The sequence below is a fragment of the Hymenobacter sp. ISL-91 genome, assembly GCF_018613725.1.
In the GTDB taxonomy this organism is placed as follows: domain Bacteria; phylum Bacteroidota; class Bacteroidia; order Cytophagales; family Hymenobacteraceae; genus Hymenobacter.
This window is the reverse complement of sequence record NZ_JAGGPS010000032.1, coordinates 1-19,909: the sequence shown is the minus strand read 5'-3', so window position 1 is coordinate 19,909 and position 19,909 is coordinate 1. Positions and strand designations below refer to the sequence as shown.

Genomic DNA, 19,909 nt, shown 5'->3' with positions numbered 1-19,909 from the left:
GGAGGCAGCTTTACAGGGGCAGAAGACCGTGGTCATTCAGAGCGCAGCGAAGAATCTCGCGTGCTACCGTTGAACGGTTGGTAAAAAGACTCCGAGCGAGATTCTTCGCTTCGCTCTGAATGACGTTCTTTCCGAACGGCTTGTTCTTATCAATACGCTACTGGCAGCGTACCCAGGGCGCGCTGCACGTCGAGTTTGGCGGCCAGCACGGCGTAGAGGGCGTTGTAGTAGTTGAGCTGGGAGGCGCGCAGGTCGTTTTCGGCCACAATTACTTCGAGGTAGGTTTTGATGCCTTCATCGTACTGCAGCTTGATGATTTTGTAGATTTCGCGGGCATCGTCGCGGTTCTGAGCCTGGGCCTGCAGGTCGAGAAAGTTGCCTTTGTAGCGGGCCAGCGCCTGTTCGTATTCGGTGCTAATCTGGTTTTTGGTGTCGAGCACCTGCAGACTCAGGCGGTCCTGGCGCAGCTCGGCAATCTTGAGGTTCTGGAGGCGGCGGGTGCCGGTGAAAATCGGTAGCCCCAATTGCAAACCGGCCTGCGAGGTAGGGAAAGCCTGCTTATAGAGTTCCGAGAATTCGTTGTTCTGGTACACCTTGGTGTAGTTGCCGAAGGCCGTAAGCGAGGGCAGAAAACCTAGGCGGTAGTAGTCGATGTCGAGGCGCTGGAGCTGTTGCTGAGTCAGGAGTTGCTGTAACTCAATGCGGCGCTCGAAGGCCAGGGGCTCCAGCGTGTCGAGCAGGGTTTCGCGGGCCAGCTGCAGCGTATCGTAGGCCAGCGTTACGGGGCCGGCCTCGGGCGGGGCGCCCATCAGCTGGCGCAGCACGGCGTACTTGCCCTTAAGGTTTTCGGCCGTGCTCTTGCGGTCGGTCACGGCGTTTTTCACGGCAATTTCGGCCCGCTTGTAGTCGATTTTATCCTTGAGGCCGACCTCGTATTGCGCGAAGGCATCCTTGAGCTGCTGCTGCTGGCGGCGGATGGCCTCGTCGAGCACGCGCAGCTGCTCGTTGGTCAGCAGGATGTCGTAGAAGGCCTTACTCACGTCGCGTACCACGTCAATCTGAAAGCTGACGGTGTTTTGCCCGTTCTGCTGGCGCACGTAGCGGGCCGAGCGGGCGGCCAGCAGCACATCGGCATTATACAGCACCTGGTTGCCCTGCAGCCCCAGGTTCGAGGTGTTCTGCAAACCAATGCGCCGCACCTGGGCCGGGGCCGAGGGGTCGGTGAAGTTGGGCAGCACGGCCACCGGTAGCTGGAAATTGCGGGTGTAGGTGCCCGTACCCTGAATCTGGGGCAGCCAGGCCGAGAGGCCGACCCGAATCTGCCGCTCGCCAATGGCCTCATCGAGCCGCGCCTGGCGTACCAGCGGCTGGTTCTGCAAGGCATACTGCAGGCACTCTGTAAGGGAAAGCGGTTGGTTGGAAAGCGGTGGAGCAGGTGCAGCCACCTGAGCGAGACTTAGTAGCGGCAGGAGCAGCAGCAGGAGCAGCAGTAAACCCGGCAGCCCGGAAGCGCGAAGCGGTAGTTTCATAGGACGGGCGTAAGCAGCAATCTGCTTACGCGAACAGAGGAAAAGCAGTCAGAAAGCACGGATTAAAAAGGTCGGACCAAGACCGGGTAATGAAACCCAAGCTGCCACAACCCGCAGCCGGCGTAATTGTTGGCACGTTCGCCTAACCGCACGGTCGTTGTGTTCAGCAAAACGTTGCACAGCGCGGCCCGCAACCGGCTGGCTGCCCCATTGGCGCTGACTACCGCCAACGCCGGGAAATACCTCCTGAAAAGAGCTTAACGCTATAGTTCCGACACGGTTACCAGCACGTCGGTGTTGCGGCCGTGGTCGTCGGCGCAGGAGATTTTGAGTGGTCCGGGTGGGGGGCGAAAAAATACCCGCTCGGTGGCCGCCGCCGCCCGCAGAAACTGGTCGTTCACGTACCAGTACACCTGGCGGACTTCGCTGTCGGTGGTGCAGCTGAGCAGCAATTGCTGCTGCTCGTGGGCGCTCAAAACGTACTCGGTGTTGGGGGTGGGTGAGGTGATAGTGGGTGCCCGCTCGGGGCCGCCGCTGGCGCGCTGGCACTGCGGGTTGTGGGGCGGCAGGCGGCGATACGGCAGGCCCTGGGCCACCCGGTAGGCGGCCACATCGGGCAGCAGGTTGGGGTACAGTTCGCGCCGGAACCCGGCCGCCGGCGCGCAGGCCCGGCAGTAGGTAAACGCCCCGTCGGCCGATACCAGCACCTCGCGCTGGTGCTGGCAGCGCAGCCCCGAGCTCTGACCGGGCAGGAAGTAGTCAATTACTTGGTCGGGGCAGTTCTCGCCGGGTACGAGGCCGGTTTGGGTGCATACGAGCCGGAAATCGAGGCTGGCGGGCGGCACAAACCAGTCGTTGGGCGAATTGTAGGCCAGGGCGTTGAACAGGTCGAAGAGCAGGGGCGTAGCCACATCGGAGCCGGTGAGGGCCGGGCTGCCCTGCCCGCTGAAGTTGCCCACCCACACGCCGATGGTATAGTCGCGGTTGTAGCCAATGCTCCAGGCGTCGCGGCGGCCGTAGCTGGTGCCGGTTTTCCAGGCAATTTTGGGCAGCCGGGTGCTGCGAGCCGCGCCCAGCGGCAAGTCGGGCCGGGTCAGCTGGCTGAGGATGTCGGTAACGAGGAAGGCGGCGGCGGGGGAGGTGAGAGCCCTGGGGGCCTCACCCCCTAGCCCCCTCTCCAGAAGAGAGGGGGAACTAGCTTTTTTTCTAGAATTAGATGAGGAAATAGAATCTAGTCCCCCCTCTCCTTTTTCGGAGAGGGGGTTAGGGGGTGAGGCGCTACGTGAGGCGCCCGGCAGGAGGGAATCAGCAGTCAGCCCCAGCGCCGCATACTCGCCCCCGTTCGCCAGGGCCGCGTATAGCCCGGTCAGCTCTTCCAAGGTAGCGCCGCAGCCGCCCAGAATGCTGCTCAGGCCCAGCTGGGTGCGGTTGCGGGCTATGCTTTGGAAGCCGGCCTGCTGCAGCTTTTCGGTGAAGGCGGGCACGCCGTAGTTCTGGAGCACGCGCACGGCGGGGATGTTGAGCGAGAAGGCCAGGGCCCGTTCCAGCGTTACTTCGCCCTGGCAGTGCTTGTCGAAGTTTTCGGGGCGGTAGCCCTGGAAGTTGGTGGGCACATCGGGTAGCTGCAGCTTGGGCGTTACCAGGCCCCGGTCGAGGGCCAGCGCGTACAGAAAGGGCTTGAGCGTGCTGCCCGGCGAGCGAACCGCCACCACGCCGTCGTTCTGGCCCTGGCCCCGAAAGTCGCGAAAATCGGCCGAGCCCACATAGGCCTCCACCCGCCGGGTGCGGTTGTTGACCACCAGCACCGAAGCCTGCGAAATGCCCAACTCGTGCAGGCGGCGCACGTAGTTGCCGGTCAGTTCCTCGGCCCGGCTTTGCTTGGCGCGTTGCAGACTGCTCCGAATAATGGCCTCGTGCGGAAACTGCCGCACCAGCCGCCTCGCCAGGTGCGGGGCCAGCATGGGCGCGGCGTGGCGGCGCACGTTCAGCGGCTCCAGCAAGGCGTCAGCAATGTCCTGCTTAGCGAATAGCCCGGCGTCCCCGAACCGCCGGAGCCAGCGGTTCCGCTCGCGGCGCACGGCCTCGTTGTTCTGGCCCAGCACCAAGCCCCGCGGGCGGTTGGGGATGATGGCCAGCGTGACGGTTTGGGCCAGCGAGAGGAAGTTGGGCGGCTGCTGGAAATAGAGCAGCGCGGCCGACTTCACGCCCTCCACGTTGCCGCCGTAGGGCACCAGGTTCAGGTAAAGCTGCAGAATCTCGTCCTTGCTGTAGTGGGCTTCGAGCTGGGTGGCGCGGGCCATTTCGAGCAACTTGTTACCCAGCGTACGCGGCTTGGGCTCCAGCAGCCGGGCCACCTGCATGGTAATGGTGCTGGCCCCGGTGGTGCGGCCCTGCCCAAACACATTGCGCCCGGCCGCCTGCACCAGCGCCAGCGGGTTCACCCCAAAGTGCCAGCGAAACCAGCGGTCCTCCTTCTCGATGATGGTCTGGCGCAGCACCGGCGTAATCTCGCTCAGCTCGGTTTTCATCCGCCACTTCTGAGTAGGGTTGAGGTAGGCGTGCAGCACCGTGCCATCGGCGGCCAGCACGATGGGCGAGTAGCGCGGCGCGGGCGGCAACGGAAACACCCGGTCGAGAACCAGCAGCAGCAGCGCCAGCCCGGCCAGGATTTCCAGGGTGCGAATAGCGGTGCGCCGTTTCATGGCGGCAAGATACGGGTTGCTACGGCCTTCTTGCCGCCAGCCTTGCGTATATTCGTCAGTCTGCTAACCTCCTGCATTATGCCCGTTATCACCGACATCTCCCAACTCGACCTCAGTAAAACCTATACCTACGCCGACTACCTGACGTGGCGGCTGGATGAGTTTGTGGAGTTGATTCGGGGCCGAGTGCGCCGTATGAGCCCTGCGTCGCGAGTTCGGCACCAATCGGTTTCGTTTCACTTGAGTGCACTGATTGGGGGGCTACTAAGAGGGAGCGCCTGCCAGGGCTTCGCCGCGCCGTTTGATGTGCGGCTGCTGAAAAGTACCGCCGATGGCGACGCCCGAATCAGCACCGTCGTGCAGCCCGACTTGTGCGTTATCTGCGACGCGGCCAAGCTCGATGAGTTCGGCTGCGTGGGCGCGCCCGACTGGATTATTGAAATCCTGAGCCCCGGCAACGTGGCCCACGACAGCAAAACCAAGTTCGACCTCTACGAAGAAAACGGCGTGCACGAATACTGGATGGTGGATCCCGGCCTCAAAAACGTGATGGTGTACGTGCTCGAAAAAAACCAGTACCAGCTGCAAGGCGAGTTCTACCAGCCCGGCCCAATTCCGGTGGCCACGCTGCCCGGCGCGGCGCTGGAGTGGGCCGAGGTGTTCGAAGGAATCTAAAATCAGGTAGTTTATCGGCCGAAGCGTCCCGGCTTCAAGAGGCGCGCAGAAACGCCTGCAAACCACGAAGCCGTATGGACCGGGTATCAGCTTTACTCAACGAAGCTGTTTAGCAAGTCTGTCATCCTGAACATTGCGCGAATCAAACGGCGACGAAGGGCCTATACAGAGGCTAATCAGTTAGAATAGCTGCTGTATAGACCCTTCACAAAAGCACGCGCAGGATGAAGGACGACAGGACTGCAATAATTTGACTTGCTAAACAGTTTCAGCGGCTACTTCGGCAGTAGCGGCTTTCTTCCACAAAATGTCAATCCCATCTTCGATAGTCATGAGCTGGTCGCTGGATGAGGCCTGCAGTTCGCCCTGTGCGTCGATGATGAACGGCTGAAATCCGTAGCTCACAATTAAGTTGATGAACTCTTGAGGATCAATTCCGCCTTTTCGCATCATCTCCGAAGAATATTCGGTATGCAGAAGCGGCAAGTGGGGCAGCAGATTTTTCGCTCCCTTGAGCACAAAATATTCGTAGCCCTCAACATCTATTTTCACGAATTTGATTTTCCGCGGGTCCAACTGTGCATCGCGCATAAAATCATCCACTGTGGTGGTAGCAACTTGTATTTTTTTGCCCTCGTGCAGGGGAAGTAGCGAATGACGGCCGCGGTTTTTGTCGGGATATAGGTACAGGGTTTTGTTTTCCTGCCGGTCGGAAAGCGCCTGCTGAACGCAGGTGACCTTCCGCGCATTATTGCGCTGCGCGTTGTCAGTTAGCAGCCCGTAATTAAGCGGATCGGGCTCGAAGGCATAAATGCGCGCCGAAGCAGGCGAATTCCGGTCGAAGAGCATCGAATACCAACCGATATTGGCCCCAATGTCGAGCATGATATCATTCTCCCCTAAATGCACGTTATTCAGAAAGCAGCGGGTAATGCCGGGTTCACATATGCCGGTTTTAAACATCCGCCTACCAACCGCGTCCTCAGTTTTAAATTTAAAGCTCAGATTATGCTCGGGTGCCGGCGCAATCAAATATTGCTTGTGGAAAACCCACCGCATAAAGAAATAATAGGTCGAATTCAGGTAGTAGGAAGTTGTGTTCATAGATTGCTTGTTTCTGAAAAAACGCCAACCCAGGCCAGCACCGCTCGCCGCCTCTTTCGGTGATTGGGTGGGCTAAGGTACGCAATTCCACTGCCTATGCCCGAGTCGTGTCCGGCGGAGCCCGGGCGCCGGCGCCTCGTTGGTGGAATTGAGTTTCCTGAGCCAGGAAGCGCCGGAATGAGCCTGCCGAGAGCTGTTTGGCAAATTCCGCGAATACGCGAATAAGCTGTTCAGTTGGGCGGGCTGCTGACTGAAGTCCGGGCTAAAATATTCACCGCACCCGCACCACGCCGGCGCCGCTGTAGCTGTGGTATTCGGCGTTGTACATGGCGTCGGCGCTGACGGGGCCTAGGCGGAAGGTGCCTTTGCTCACGGCGCGGGCCAGGTAGTAGAAGGCTTTAGGTTTGGGGGTAGCGGTGGTGAACAGGTTCAGGCGGTCGTCGCGCACGTCGAGGTAGTCGGGCTGGGCGGCGTCTTTGGCCCAGGCCAGCTCGCGCACGGCCCCGATGCGGGGGTTCTCGATTTCGAGGCCGGCGGGCAGCAGGTCGGTGATGGCCACGTTGGCCACTTCGCCGGCGCTTTCGGCCGACTGCACCGTGATGCGCACCACCACTAAATCATTCTGGCGGAAGGTGGCCGAGCCCAGCGGGTTGCCGTTGCGGTCCAGGAACTGGCGGCGCACCGTTAGGTAGGCATCCTCCTCGGCCACGCGGCCGGTGGGCGAAATGCCTTCCAGCTCCCAGAAGTAGTAGAGGCTGCCTTTGCCGGCCGGCCGCAGCGTAATCTGGCGGTTGGCCACGTTGCTCACCGTGAGGTCTTTACCAGTGAAGGCGCCGATGTTCTTGCCGTCGGCCAAAAGCTGGGCGGTGGCGGTGCTGTTGGCGTTGCTCTTGGCCAGCTTGCCCAGGGCCAGCAGCGAGAAAGCGCGTTCCTGGGTGCTCAGCCAGCCGGCCTGCTGCACGCGGCGGCTCAGCTGGCGGCTCAGACTCACGACCTGCGGGTTGCCGGGGTCGGCGGCGAGCAGGGCGTTGAGCACCAGGGCCATGTCGCGAATGGGCGAGGCGAAGGAGCCGCCCAGCTCGCGGCGGGCGATGCTCGGGGCCGCGCCGTAGCGGCTGGGCACCGTCTGCTGGAAACCGCGCTGGTTGCCGCTCAGGGCGAAGGCCGCCGCCAGCAGGTAGCGCGAGTCGTCGGCCAGCAGGGGGCGGTTGGCTTTGTAGTAGTTGAGGGCCACGGGGGTGGGCCGGCCGGCCAGGGCCAGTACGTAGAGCGAGTACGGGATTTCCTTCTTGGCCAGCGTTACGGGCCGGATTACCCCGCCGGTCTGGATGATGTTGTAGATTTCGGTTTCGCGCTGGCGGCTGCGGGTTTCCAGGTAGCCGAGCACCCGGTCGAGCACGTTTTTGTTCACCGCAAAACCGGCCTGCCGGGCCTCCAGCAGGAAGTGGGCGGCGTAGGCCGTGGCCCACCAGTTGTCGTAGTCGCCGCCGGGCCAGTAGCTGAGGCTGCCGTTGTACATCTGCTGGGCCTCCACCTTGCGGATGGCCTCCTGCACGTGGTAGTTGGGGTTATAGTTAGAGCTTAGATTTGAGAGCTTAGAGCTTAGACCGTTTTTTTGGCCCAGCGTGGCAGCCAAATCACCGTAGTACAGCTGCGGGAAGGCGGCCGACACGGTTTGCTCCAGGCAGCCGTAGGGGTACTGCAGCAGCCAGCGCAAATCCTTGGCAAACTCGGCCATCGGCGAGCGGCTCACCACCAGCTGGCTCCGGAGCGAGGCGGCCATGAAATCGGTCTTCAGATTCAGCTGCTGCGCCTTGCCGCCGCCCGCCAGCGAGCCGCTGCCGGTGCGCTTTTGCAGCGGCGAAGCGGGCCGCACGGGGATTTCGATAGTTTCGGTGAAGGTATAAGTTGGTTTGGCCGCATTGGCGTCTGTGTTGTTACCAGGAGTATTAGGTGATTTACGAGTGTATGCTTTGACTTGTATCTTAATAGAAGCTGAGCCAATTGTTTTTGCTGCGTAACGGTACAACACCCTCTTTTCTGTGTTCGGACTTAGCGGTAGCATGTCAACCCGATAGCCTAAGTCACTGCTAGATGAACGAGGAAGGTCAGCTATACGCTTAAGCAAAGTGCTGCTTGGTTCTATAATGATATCTATAACCTTATCCGTTGTATTCGTCAGCGTCACCGGCACGTCAATCGTGTCGCCGGGGCTTAGGAAGCGGGGCAGGGCTGTGGAAATAACCACCGGGTCGGCCACGCGCATGGTGTGTTCGGCCGAGCCGAAAGCGTCGCCCTGGTAGGCCACGGCCATGATGCGGATGGCCCCGCTAAACTGGGGCACCTGCAGTTTGTAGCGGACTTTGCCGTTGGCGTCGGCCGTGAGTACGCCGCTCCACTTGGCCAGCAGCTTCACGCGGCGCGAGGGCACGGGCGTGGTGCGGCGGGCCAGGTCGTAGCCGTCGCCGCCGGTGGAGCTGGTGCCCAGCTCGGGCAGCAGGAAGGGGTACACGTCGTGGGCCGCCACTTCGAGGGCGCGCTTCTGGTAGAAGTAGCCGTGGGGGTCGGGCGTGCGGAAATCCTTCATCTGCAATATTCCCTCATCCACCATGGCCAGCGTTACCTGGGCGCCGGGGGCGGTGGTTACCTCAATGGTCTGGCTGGTTTGCGAGCGGCTCAGCGCGGGCGCCTTAATGGCCACTGACAGCCGCGAACCGGTCTTTTCGACCGTCAGGGGCACGAAGCCGCGGGCCACGGTCAGAGGCAGGCGGTTGTCTTTGATGGGGCGGATGGCGGTGGCCGTTACGTAGATGTTGGGCACGTGGCCGCCGCGAATCGGAATGTCGACCTTGGCCGATTTCTCGTCGGTATCCACGTAGAAATGGTCGAGCACCCGGTCCCGCTCCACCGTTACCAGCACGCGGCCGGGGAAGGGCGTTTTGAGCAGCAGGTGGGCGGTCTGGCCGGGCTCGTATTTCGCCTGGTCGGCCTCAATAGTTACCTCGCCCTCGTTGTTCACCTCGAAGGAGTTGCTCTGGGTGTCGCCGTAGCCGTAGGCGTACACGCGCTGGGCCACGTAGGTGGCCGCGCCGGGCCGCGAAACCCGAATTTCGTACTCGCCCGAATACTGCGGCGCGAAGCCCAGATTGGCATCGGTGCCGCTGCCGGAAACCTGCACGTTGCGGCTCAGGGTCGTTTCCTCGCGCTTCTGCGAGTTGTAGATGTAGCGGCCGCCGCGGCGCTCAATCACGGTTTCCCAGAGCATGCGGATAACTTCCACCCTGGCCGTGGCGCTGGTGGGCTGGCCGGCCGGCGTGAGGGCCACCAGCCGCACGGGCACCTCGTCGCGGGTTTTCACCAGCTCATCCAAGTTCTGCACCCCGAACATTACCGCCTGCGTCTGCACCTCGAAGGTGGCTAGGCGGTTTACGGGGCGGCCGGTTTCGTCGAACACGGTGGTAAAGGCCGCGCCTTCCAGGGTGCCCAAATCGGGGTAGTCGGGCACCTGGTAGGTGGCCGTGCCGCGGCCGGCGGCGTCGGTGGTGCCTTCGCGCACGGTTTTCTCGAAGCGGTCGGCAATCGGGGTCGATTCCAGGCTGCCGTAGTTGCCGCGGCGCCGGTCGCCGCTGTTGATGGCGAAGGTATAGTTGGGGAATTCCTTGGGCTGGAAGCGCTTTTCTTTGAGTGAGAATTCCACCTCAAACTTGCGGTCGGAGGCGGGCGGACCAAATAGGTTCTGGGCCGTAATCCGGGCCTGCACGGTCTGGCTGGGCTTCACCACGGCCGGACTAGCCTTCACCGTCACCTTCATCCGGTCCGGAATAAACTCCTCCACCGAGAGCTGGCGCGAAGTCAGCAGCACGTCGTTGGCGGTCAGGATTTCGAGCGTGTAGAGGCCGGTCATCACGCTGGGGGGCAGAATGAAGCGGGCCTCGCTGCTGCCCTCGGCGCTCAGCGTTTTCTGCAGGCTGGCGTACTCCTTGCCGGTGGGCAGCAGCAGGCGCACCTTCAGCGGGAGGCCTTTGGGCGGGGCCTGCCAGGTTTCGGTGCGCACCACGGTGTTGGTCTGGATGGTGTCGCCGGGGCGGTACAGGTCCCGGTCGCCGTAGAGGAAGGCCTGGTAGCGGGCGGCGTTGCTTTGCAGGCCGCCCACCTCGAAGCGCGAGGTTTCCACCCGGCTGCGGCTCAGGTCCAGAAACGTGAAGTCGTCGCCGCGCCGGGCCACCACCATACCCAGCCGGAACCGCGCGTTCTGGGCGGTGCTGTCGAACTTGGCCACGCCCGCGCCGTTGGTGACGCCGGTGCCCATTACCTGGTTGTTGGTGCTCAGGTAGCTGATTTCGACCCCGCCCAGGGCCTGGGCTTCCCGAATCGAGTTAGCGAATACCATCGTGCTGCCGGCTGCGCCCTGCTTCACAATCAGGCCGATGTCCGACACGGCTACCAGCTTGCTCACCTGCAGCCACTGCCGCTCGGTGTCCTGCACGCGGATCACGTAGAGCCCCTTGAGGCCCCCCGAAAACTCCAGGTCTTTCAAGCTCAGGTTCAGCAGCCGCAAACCCTGCTCTTTGGGCATGCCGGCCACCGTGTAGGTGCGGTCGGAAAGCACGTTGCCCAGGTTCTCTACGTCGTAGTACTGAAACGAGCGGTCCACGTACTCGCCGTACTCGTCCTGGTTGCCGCTGTCGTCGTCGGGGTCGTACTCGGGGTAGCCGTACTGGCTGCCGCCGCGCAACAGCTGCTGGATGTTGTTGGCGTACACCTTGGCAATGGTCACCTTTACCTTGTCGACCTCGTTGATGCGGATGCCCAGGTTGCGGGCGCCCAGCGCGTCGAGGTACAGGGCCTTGTCGGCGCTGGCAAAGCTGATGGTGGGCCGTTCGTTGGAGAAGCTCACCGTCTGGGTTACGTCGTCGTTCAATAGGCCGCCCAGGCTGCCGCGCAGGCCGCTGCTCAGGCGCACCTGGTAGCTTTTGCCCACCTCGAAACCGCCTTTCAGGCGCACGCCGCTTTCCAGCTCCTCCACCTCAAAAGCCACCTGCGGCGACACGGCCACGGCGCTCCGCAAATCCATGGCGCTTACCGGCTGGTTGGTCTGGATGGTAACGACCGGGTCGGCGCCCTGCAGCGTGCCGGTCATGGCCGTTACTTCCAGGGCCTGGGGGTCGGGCACGGTCAGCTCGGCTTCGGTGGCCTGGTCGGTGGGCAAGTCGCTGCCTACTGCGCTCAGCCCGGGGGCCAGCGCCACTAGTAGCGGCGTGCCGGGCCGCACCTGCTGGGTCAGGTTCAGGCGCACCTGCTGGCCCGCCTCGGCGGCGGCCAGCTCGAAGGCCACCGGCTGCCCGTCCTGGGTCAGGCGCAGCAGCGGCTTCACGTCGGCGGGCTTTACGGGGTAGTTGAAAGGGAGTTCCACCCGCAGCTCGGCCGTGCCCGCGGCCCGGCCCGAGCGGCCCCAGAAGGCCTGGGGTGCCTCCAGCGTCAGGTAGGGCGTATGGAATTTCTCGCGGTCGGTGGGCAGCTCGGTTTTCCGGCGCGTGTCTTCGGGCAGGGCCTCCGTGCGCAGTTTGGCCGTGAAGGCCGTGCTGGGCCGCAGCGGCACGTTGGGCGAAAACACCAGCTCCCGGTCGGTGGTCCACTTGAACTTGCCGCGCATGGCCGGCTCGAACGCCACCACCCGCGTGGTATCCCAGCGGTCGAGCTGCTCGGGCCCCACTACGGCATCGGCAAACTGGAACACGATGTTCTGGTAGGGGTCGATTTCCGCGCCGTTGGGGTCGGGTGCGCCCTCATCGGAGCGCGAACAGGCGAAACCAAGCAGCGCCAGCAACACCAGCAGCGGCTGGCGGGCAAGTCGGGAAAGCAGCATAGGGGGAGGAAGGATAGGCGCCCGAAGGTATAGAAAAAGGGGGATGTTGTGGGCTTTTATATAGCTTTGAGTGGGGTAATTACTGATTCAACGCCTTCGTACATGGGACTTGTAAATAGTGGTTTTCTTCTGCTAATAAGTGTTCTGGCTAGCCTTACAATCACCGGGTGTAAAGACCAGAATAAAGGTAGATATGAAGTGAGGCCGAACTACGATTATACTCTGAAAGCAAAGCTGTCCGATGGCGGCGGCGAAAGCGGATGTGGAAACAGCACGAAATACACACTGGCACGGAAAGACCAATGGACAAAAAAGTATTCAGGGAGATACTTTTCTGAATCAGGTAATCCTGAAACTGTGATGTACATCTACCGGATCAGAACCCGATATGAGTTCAATAGTATATTGATTAAGTGTGCAGTGGTTTCCGGCGATACGTTGATATCAGATGTGAGTAAACAGCAGGCAGATAGCCTGTTCGACTTGGCAAAAGCAGTATTCAATAATGTAATAGTTACCAATCTTGACACCGTTTACGATGGGAAGGACCGACTACTGCACTATGTTATCCATGATGCAAGTGGTGCTCTTGAATTTGAGAATAAATCCACTCACGTTGAAATGTATACAGGCGGATTAAGTAGCTCAACGAATATTCATGCAGCCCCATTCATGGCCCTCGTCGGTAAGTTTGAAGCAGTGTTTTCAAAGGTGAAAAAATGAGTTACGGTGGCTGATAACCATATTATTGAGCCTACACCCCCGCAAACACCTCCGCCCATTCCATCTCCAGCCCCGGCAGCGTGTGGCAGCCAATCCGGCCCGGCTCGAAGTATTCGCCGTGTACCTGGTAGCGGCCGTCACGCAATACGTACACCGTAATGCTTTTTTCGCCGGGTGACACAATCCAGTATTCCGGCACCTCGTTCTCTTCGTAGAGGTCAAACTTTTCCTTGGTGTCGCGAGCCAAATTGCCTGGGCTTAGAATTTCAATAATCCAGCTAGGCGAGCCCACGCAGCCTTTTTCGTCCAGTTTGGCTGGGTCGCACACTACGCAGATATCGGGTTGTACCACAGTAGTTACCTGGGCATCACCATTGGCTGACATTCTGGTGAGCCGGACATCAAAAGGCGCATGAAAAACCTCGCATTCGCCGTTGGCTAGTTGCTGGTAAATCAGGCCCATAAACCGGCTGGATAGGCGCTGGTGCACGACCCGCGGCGCCGGGCTCATCAGCCGCACTTTACCTTTAATCAACTCCACGAACTCATCCAGCCGCCAGGTCAGGTAGTCGGCGTAGGTGTACGTTTTAGTGAGGTCGAGCTGGGAAATGTGGGTGATGATAGGCATAACAGCGGGCTTATGGTCTAGCCTAAAGATACGCGGCCGGCGTACATTCGGGCCATGCAAGCCGTTACCCTCCTTACCGTTCCCGGCCTGGGCAGCTCGGGCCCGGCCCACTGGCAAACCCATTGGGAGCAGCACTATGGCTGCCGGCGCGTGGAGCAGCACGACTGGGAGCACCCCGTTTGCACCGACTGGGTGGCCGCCCTCGACGCGGCCGTTTCTGCCGCCGCGCCGGGGCCGGTAGTGCTGGTGGCCCACAGCCTGGCCTGCGCTACGGTGGCCCACTGGGCCGCTACGGCCACCCGCCCCGTAGCCGGGGCCCTGCTCGTCGGTCCCGCCGATGTGGACCGGCGGGCACAGCTGCCCGAGGTACGCGGGTTTGCGCCCATGCCACTGGCGCGGCTGCCTTTCCCGGGCATCGTGGTGGCCAGCGAAAACGACGAGTATGTGACGCTGGACCGCGCCCGGGAGTTTGCCACCGCCTGGGGTAGCCGTCTGGTAAACGTGGGGGCCGCGGGCCACCTCAACTCCGAGTCGGGGCTAGGGCTTTGGCCGGCTGGCTGGGCGCTGGTGCAGAAGCTGATTGATGGTGCGTCTGTATCGCCGTAGCGCGAGGCGCAGAACGGCTGTAGCGCGAAGCTCCAGCTTCGCGTATCGTTGAACGATGACGTTCGGCAGTCAGCAAAATCAGCAACGACACGCGAAGCTGGAGCTTCGCGCTACATTTCAACCAAAAGCGCCCCGACCAACCGGCCGGGGCGCTTTTTTTATCGTTGCCAAAGCAATAGCTACAGCTTCTGGAGGCGGCTCACGTAGGCCTGCTTCGCGCCCTCTATACGCACCACATACAGGCCGCTGCTTAGGCTGGCCACGCGCTGGCTGAGCTGCTGGTTAAGCTGCCCGGCCGAGCCGGTGGCTTCCAACACGAGGCGGCCGGTGGTGGTGTACACGCTCAGGCGCAGGTCTCGTCCGGTTTCGGGCACCTCAAACCGGAGGCTGCTGGTGGCCGGGTTCGGGTACAGGTTCAGCGGAGCGGTGGCCGTGGCGGCGGTAGTTGCCGTGGGCGTCTGGGTCAGCAGAAAGCGCGTGAACACCGGGTAATGGTCGGTGGTGGTGCTGGCGTAGTTGGCAACGCCGGCGGCCAAATCGGTGCGGATGGCGGCCGTGCCGTTGATGTAGTACGAGGCCAGCTGCCGGGTGGCAATAGCATTGTCAATCACCGTTCCGAAGCCCACGGTGCTCTGGGCGCCGGCCCGGGCCAGCGGCAGGGTGAGGGCCACATAGTTGGGGTCAGAAACGAAGGTGTCGTACGAGGAAACGGCGGGCGTAACGCCCGTGGCAATGGTGCCTTCGAGCACATCGTTGAAGTCGCCGAGGATGAGCGTATTGGAGCCGGGGTAGCTGGTTTCGAGCAGGGTTTTGAGCTGTTCGGCGCCGGCTTTGCGGCGGGCATAGTCGTTGGCCGAGCTGGCCGAAAAGTTGGCCTTGGCATGAATGTTCACGAAGTTGACCCGCTGCGTGCGGCCGTCGAGCGTAACATCGGCAGCCATCAGGTACGGGAAGCGGCCCGATGACCAGGCGTTGAAAGCGGGGCAATTCTGGGCCTGGGTGCAGCGCAGCAACCCCTGAAACAGCACGGGCTTCACCACATCGGAGCGGTATACGAAGGCCAGTTTCTGGGTACCGGCATAGTCGGGGTCGGCCGCGTTGTCGCCGAAGGAGCCGAAGTCGGCAATCTTGTAGGCGTAGGGCAGGCCCGACTGAGCCGATAGGGTCGCCGTCAGGTTGCGCAGGCGCAGCGTGTCTACTATTTCCTGCAGCGCATACACATCGGCGGACAGCGCCCTGAATACGGTGGTGGCGTTGGTTTGCTGTAGCTCCACATCGGTTGGTCCCTGGCCGGCTACCGTCGAGCCAAACCACTCCAGGTTCCAGTTCACGACTTCCAGGGTTTTGCTGGCGTCGTAGGTGTTGCCGCGCAGGGCCGGGGTTAGCGTGGGTACGTTGGGCGTAGCAATGCTGAGGGTGGTAGCGTAATCGGCAGCAGGTTGCGTGGGCAGAAAGCGCACCCGCACGGGCAGTTGGCGGTTGCTGGCTTCGGCCTGCGAGTACGTCAGGCTGGTGCTGAACACGAGGCTGTCTTTCGACAGCTGAAAGGCCGCATCCGTCGACGTAATGGTCAGCGGACCGGTCAGGTTGGTGGTCGTCAGTACGATGTTCTGGAAGGCAGGCGCGTTTACTGGCTGGTAGCCGAAAGCCAGGTTCTGGGTGCTCAGACGAATGGTAGGTGCCGAGGGGGCAGCCGAATTAGTCAGCACCACATCATCAACGCTCCAGCGGGCGGCGCCGTTGGTAGTCGAGCTATACACAAAGGCCACGTATACGCCGCCTTGCTTGTAACCGCTCAGGTCGAGGCTGTAGTTTTGCCACACATTCGAGTTCTGGGCGGGGAAACTGGCGCTCAAATCGGTCCAGGTAACGCCGGGGGCGTTGGGGCTGCCGGTCCCCGAATAGGTAGTAGAAACCAGCAGGCGCAGGCCTGGGCCGTTGAAGGCCGTGCGGGTCCAGTATGAAAGCTGCGGAAACGTGGTACTGGTCAGGTTCAGGGCGGGCGAAATCAGCCAGTCTTCGTTGGCCTGGTTGCCGCCGTTGGCAAAGCCATTCATCTGCACGGCACCGGGGCTGGGGGCCGCATCGGTAGGGTCGGTGGGGTTGCGGCCGAAGCTGGTGCAGGCCCAGGTTTGCCCCCCCGTTACGCTGAACTGAATCCAGCCATCGGCCAGATTGGTGGTTCCATTGCAGGTATTGAAATCGTATACCGTCTGGGTCGGGTCGTTGCCGGTGCCGCGCAGTGCTACCGCGCGGCTGCCGGCGCCGGGGCTGCTGGCAGTGGCTACGCCGCTCACCGGGCCGCTGGCCTGGCCCAGGGTGCCGGGGGTGAAGCGTACGTACACCAGTCGGGGCTGGGCCAGCTCGGCCACCGAGTACACGGCCACGCTGTCGAAGACCACCCCATCCTTGGAAACGGCAAACGGGGCGGCCGTGCGCACGCGGGCCGGGGCCGTGAGCCGGGTGCCCGTTAGGCTGAAAGTGCGCGGCTCGGAAGGAACATTGATGCTTTGCTTGCCGAAGTCGATTGTCGTGGGCGCAACAGCCAGAGCTGGTGCGTTGGGGTTGGCGTTCCAGCTGAGGGCAAAATCATCAATGGCCGAGCTAGGCCGGCTGCCCGGGCCGGTAGTGGGGTTGGGGGCTATAATCCGAATCCAGACGGGACCCGCCTGGTTGTCGAGGGCTCCGCCAAACCCAATCTGGATAGGCGTGTTGGCGAAGAACGGGCCGGTATTAGCTGTGCTACCTACCGTTGTAAAGCTGCCGGGCGCGGCTCCCAGGCCGTACTCGACCTGCCAGGTAGCGGTACGACCAATGGTGTTGTCGAGCGACTGAAGCCGGAAGGCCAGCTCGAAATCGGTTTTGCCAAGGGTGTTGGCTATCTGAAACACAAAAGCCGGCCCCACGCCGGTAGGCGGGGTAGCCATGCTGGTGCCGTCGCCGAAGCTGCCGGTCTGGCGCAGGCCCAGGGCCCGGTTGGGGGCCGCCGCCTGCTCGGCCGACGAGGCAGTAGCGGGCAGGCCGGTAGCCGAGGCGAAGTTTTTGAACGCGCCGCTGCTGTTGTTCCAGGCGGTGGGCGCCGTGGTAAGCGGGGCCGGAGTGCCCAGCCGGGCCGGAGCCGCGTTGGTATAGATGCTGAAACCGGCTGGCAACCCGCCGTTCAGCCCGTCGAAGGTTTCCAGGTAAGGGCTGTTCGTGAGCGTGACCTGGGCCTGAGCCCGGGCCGGGAGGGCGCTCAGGCTTAGGCTGGCCCAGCTTAGCAGGAGAAGACGTTTCAGCATAGCAGCACAGATGAGGAGAAAAACAAATAGATTGCTCAGTCTGAGCGGTCTGCATTGAACAGACTATCAGCAAAGATGCCTCTAAAACTATCCGAATTCAACAGGCTCACAATTTGTTGCGCGCCGCGCCGGCCAGCAGGTGCCCCAACAAATCCACCCGGGGGCTGCTGACGAATCTGCCGTACTTTGCGGCGGCCATGCTCTCACTCGCCCACGAAGTCTTCCTGGAAGTTGCCCGCCAACTCAGCTTTACCAAAGCGGGCCAAACGCTGTTTCTGAGCCAGTCGGCGGTGAGTAAGCGGGTGCGGGCGCTGGAAGGATTCTACAAAACCGGCCTGTTCGAGCGGCTGGGCAATAGCGTGCAGCTCACGCCGGCCGGCGAGCTGCTCTACCAAAAGCTGCTGCTGGCCCGCCAGCTGCAGCACGAGCTGCACCTGGAGTTTGCGGCCCTCAGCCCGGCCTTCTCGCCCCCGCTCGACATGGTGATTGGGGCCAGCACCACCATTTCGCTCTACGTCATTCCGCCGGTGCTGTCGGCCTACCTGGGCGAGTTTCCCAACACCCGGCTCACGCTCAAAAACCGCAATTCCGAAAACATCCTCAAAGCCCTGCTCGACCACGAAATCGACCTGGGTATCATCGAAGGTATCCACCGCGTCAGCCACGTTACTTACACGCCCCTGCTCACCGATGAGGTAGTGGCCGTGTGCTCGGGCCGCAACCCGCTGCTGCGCCAGCCCCTGCTGGCCGCCGACCTGCTGCGCACGCCCGTGGCCCTGCGCGAAGCCGGCTCGGGCACGCTGGCCGTACTCGAAGAAGCGCTGGCCGCCAAAGGCATCCGCCTCGCCGATTTACCCGTGAAAGTGCGCCTGGGTGGCACCGAAGCCCTTAAAAACTTCGTCCGCGTCGATACCTGCCTGGCCTTTCTGCCCCGCCAGGCCGTAACCAAGGAGCTAGCCGCTGGCGAGTTAATCGAGGTGCCCATTCTCGATCTGAGCCTGGTTCGTCATTTCGAGTTCGTGCAGCGTAAGGGCACCGAAAACAACCTGCCCTACAAAACCTTCGTGCAGTTCACGCGGCGGTATTACAGCGGGTCTGGGGGGTAGAAGGCGGCGAAGAACAACGTAGGGGTGGGGCTTGTCCCCGCCCGCCGCTGAACAGAGCTACTAGAGCAAGTAGGCTCGTACCTCTTGCAATTTGTATCAATGATTCCATCCAATGGCGGGGTCCGACTTCGCTCCTGCGTCGTTCTGTCAACTTAACGTGGCTGTCCTTGACTGTAACATGGTATTCCGAATAGGCATGGGCTATTCCATCTAGCCATTTGTTTTCGGCATGCAGGGCAGAGAATTTTGCGTTCAACTCTCTGCTTATGAACTCCACCACCGAAACCCTCACCCGCCTGCACGAGCTGGAATGCTCCGAGTGCGGCCAGCCCCACTCCGCGCATCGTATGCAGCTTGTGTCGGAGTGCCACCAGATGCCACTGGTTGCCACCTACGACCTGCGGGAGCGGCTTTCCCGTTCCGCCGCCATCAACCCAACCGATGCTTCCATGTGGCGCTACCGGGCCCTGCTGCCCCTGCTCGATGACAGGAACAAGGTGACCTTGGGCGAAGGAATGACGCCGTTGCTGCACCTGCCCACCCTCGGCGGACGCTACGACTTATCCAGCCTGCTGCTCAAGGATGAAGGCCAGAACCCCACCGGCTCGTTTAAGGCCCGGGGCCTGAGCATGGCCGTTTCCAAGGCAAAGGAGCTGGGCGCTACGGGCTGCATCATCCCGACGGCCGGCAATGCGGGCGTGGCGCTGGCGGCCTACTGCGCCCGGGCAGGTATGCGGGCCGTAGTAGCTATGCCCCGCCACACGCCCAAGGCTTTCAAGGAGGCCTGCTACTGGTACGGGGCCGAAGTGCAGCTCATCGACGGCCTCATCAACGACTGCGCCGCCTGGGTGCGCCAGCGCAACGCCAACGGCGAGTTGCTCGACGTGTCGACTCTGAAAGAGCCCTACCGCCTGGAGGGCAAGAAAACGATGGGCTACGAGCTGGCCGAGCAGCTCAACTGGCAGTTGCCCGATGTGCTGCTGTACCCGGCCGGCGGCGGCACCGGCCTCATCGGTATCTGGAAAGCATTCCGCGAGATGCAGCAGCTGGGCTGGCTGGCGCCCGATGCCAAGCTCCCCCGCATGGTGGCCGTGCAGGCCGATGCCTGCCAGCCGCTGGTAGCTACCTACACCGGCCAGCAGGCCAACTGCCACGCCTACGTCGGCCGTCCTTCCATTGCCAACGGCCTGGCCGTTCCGCGGCCTCTCGGCGAGAAAATGATGCTGCGCGTACTGGCCGAATCCAATGGTACGGCGCTAAGCATCACCGACGAGGGAATGCTGGACGGTATGCGCGAGCTGGCCCGCCACGAGGGGCTGCTGGTGGCTCCCGAGGGCGGGGCCGTCTGGCTGGCCGCCCGCAAGCTGCTGGCCTCGGGCTGGATTGCCCCGGGCGAGCAAATCCTGCTGCTCAATACCGGCTCAGCCGACAAATACATGGAAAACGTGGAGGGCCGCTGGGAGAAATAACGAGGCTGTTTTAAGTAGTGTTGCATAAGTAAACGGGTGGTACGTATGGGCGTATCTTTGGGCCATGATTTTAGCCCCTCTGCCGCTGACAGCCCTCGAAATAACCACCCTGGAAGCGGCTTGTGCCCGGGGGCCGCACCCGCGCATGCGCCGCCGGGCACAAGCCGTGCTGGGCCACCATCGCGGGGCCAGCATCAGTTCCTTGGCCACCCTATTTGGC

At 62.1% G+C, this 19,909-nt stretch carries 11 protein-coding genes; 5 read left to right on the top strand and 6 right to left on the bottom strand.

The window, feature by feature from the left end; translation table 11 throughout:
- Nucleotides 1-149 precede the first annotated feature (149 nt).
- Nucleotides 150-1,529, bottom strand: a complete 1,380-nt coding sequence (locus tag J7E24_RS12980; protein ID WP_215138586.1) for a TolC family protein — start codon at nt 1,527-1,529, stop codon at nt 150-152.
- Between the two features lie 263 nt (nt 1,530-1,792).
- Nucleotides 1,793-4,231 carry a penicillin-binding protein 1C gene (gene pbpC, locus J7E24_RS12975; protein WP_215138585.1) on the bottom strand — a complete coding sequence of 813 codons (2,439 nt, stop codon included), beginning with the start codon at nt 4,229-4,231 and terminating at the stop codon, nt 1,793-1,795.
- A 78-nt stretch (nt 4,232-4,309) separates the two neighbouring features.
- Here pbpC and J7E24_RS12970 point away from each other — a divergent pair, with 78 nt between their 5' ends.
- A complete protein-coding gene (locus J7E24_RS12970; RefSeq protein WP_215138584.1) occupies nt 4,310-4,906 on the top strand; it encodes a Uma2 family endonuclease in 597 nt (198 codons plus the stop codon).
- Nucleotides 4,907-5,164: 258 nt separating this feature from the next.
- Here the strand turns inward: J7E24_RS12970 and J7E24_RS12965 are convergent, their stop codons facing one another.
- A complete protein-coding gene (locus J7E24_RS12965; protein WP_215138583.1) occupies nt 5,165-6,010 on the bottom strand; it encodes an FkbM family methyltransferase in 846 nt (281 codons plus the stop codon).
- A 271-nt stretch (nt 6,011-6,281) separates the two neighbouring features.
- Nucleotides 6,282-11,876 carry an alpha-2-macroglobulin family protein gene (locus tag J7E24_RS12960; RefSeq protein ID WP_215138582.1) on the bottom strand — a complete coding sequence of 1,865 codons (5,595 nt, stop codon included), beginning with the start codon at nt 11,874-11,876 and terminating at the stop codon, nt 6,282-6,284.
- A gap of 102 nt (nt 11,877-11,978) precedes the next feature.
- Between J7E24_RS12960 and J7E24_RS12955 the strand changes: the two genes are divergently transcribed.
- Complete coding sequence (locus J7E24_RS12955) at nt 11,979-12,599, top strand: hypothetical protein (protein WP_215138581.1); 621 nt, start codon at nt 11,979-11,981, stop codon at nt 12,597-12,599.
- Nucleotides 12,600-12,630: 31 nt separating this feature from the next.
- On the opposite strand, the gene J7E24_RS12950 is transcribed toward J7E24_RS12955, so the two are convergent.
- The gene (locus tag J7E24_RS12950; protein ID WP_215138580.1) at nt 12,631-13,227 is read right to left on the bottom strand and encodes a Uma2 family endonuclease; all 597 of its coding nucleotides are present in this window, start codon (nt 13,225-13,227) and stop codon (nt 12,631-12,633) included.
- A 54-nt stretch (nt 13,228-13,281) separates the two neighbouring features.
- Between J7E24_RS12950 and J7E24_RS12945 the strand changes: the two genes are divergently transcribed.
- Nucleotides 13,282-13,833 carry an RBBP9/YdeN family alpha/beta hydrolase gene (locus tag J7E24_RS12945; protein ID WP_215138579.1) on the top strand — a complete coding sequence of 184 codons (552 nt, stop codon included), beginning with the start codon at nt 13,282-13,284 and terminating at the stop codon, nt 13,831-13,833.
- A 179-nt stretch (nt 13,834-14,012) separates the two neighbouring features.
- Here the strand turns inward: J7E24_RS12945 and J7E24_RS12940 are convergent, their stop codons facing one another.
- Nucleotides 14,013-17,114: a T9SS-dependent choice-of-anchor J family protein gene (locus tag J7E24_RS12940; RefSeq protein WP_215138578.1), complete on the bottom strand. Its 3,102-nt coding sequence runs from the start codon at nt 17,112-17,114 to the stop codon at nt 14,013-14,015.
- 197 nt (nt 17,115-17,311) lie between these two features.
- Here J7E24_RS12940 and J7E24_RS12935 point away from each other — a divergent pair, with 197 nt between their 5' ends.
- Nucleotides 17,312-18,220: a LysR family transcriptional regulator gene (locus J7E24_RS12935; RefSeq protein ID WP_215138577.1), complete on the top strand. Its 909-nt coding sequence runs from the start codon at nt 17,312-17,314 to the stop codon at nt 18,218-18,220.
- Between the two features lie 266 nt (nt 18,221-18,486).
- Nucleotides 18,487-19,689: a threonine synthase gene (locus J7E24_RS12930; RefSeq protein ID WP_215138576.1), complete on the top strand. Its 1,203-nt coding sequence runs from the start codon at nt 18,487-18,489 to the stop codon at nt 19,687-19,689.
- The last annotated feature ends 220 nt before the right edge of the window (nt 19,690-19,909 follow it).

Coding starts and splice junctions, on each gene's coding strand:
- J7E24_RS12980 (WP_215138586.1), bottom strand. CDS start 1,529: ATGAAACTACCGCTTCGCGCTTCCGGGCTGCCGGGTTTACTGCTGCTC.
- pbpC (WP_215138585.1), bottom strand. CDS start 4,231: ATGAAACGGCGCACCGCTATTCGCACCCTGGAAATCCTGGCCGGGCTG.
- J7E24_RS12970 (WP_215138584.1), top strand. CDS start 4,310: ATGCCCGTTATCACCGACATCTCCCAACTCGACCTCAGTAAAACCTAT.
- J7E24_RS12965 (WP_215138583.1), bottom strand. CDS start 6,010: ATGAACACAACTTCCTACTACCTGAATTCGACCTATTATTTCTTTATG.
- J7E24_RS12960 (WP_215138582.1), bottom strand. CDS start 11,876: ATGCTGCTTTCCCGACTTGCCCGCCAGCCGCTGCTGGTGTTGCTGGCG.
- J7E24_RS12955 (WP_215138581.1), top strand. CDS start 11,979: ATGGGACTTGTAAATAGTGGTTTTCTTCTGCTAATAAGTGTTCTGGCT.
- J7E24_RS12950 (WP_215138580.1), bottom strand. CDS start 13,227: ATGCCTATCATCACCCACATTTCCCAGCTCGACCTCACTAAAACGTAC.
- J7E24_RS12945 (WP_215138579.1), top strand. CDS start 13,282: ATGCAAGCCGTTACCCTCCTTACCGTTCCCGGCCTGGGCAGCTCGGGC.
- J7E24_RS12940 (WP_215138578.1), bottom strand. CDS start 17,114: ATGCTGAAACGTCTTCTCCTGCTAAGCTGGGCCAGCCTAAGCCTGAGC.
- J7E24_RS12935 (WP_215138577.1), top strand. CDS start 17,312: ATGCTCTCACTCGCCCACGAAGTCTTCCTGGAAGTTGCCCGCCAACTC.
- J7E24_RS12930 (WP_215138576.1), top strand. CDS start 18,487: ATGAACTCCACCACCGAAACCCTCACCCGCCTGCACGAGCTGGAATGC.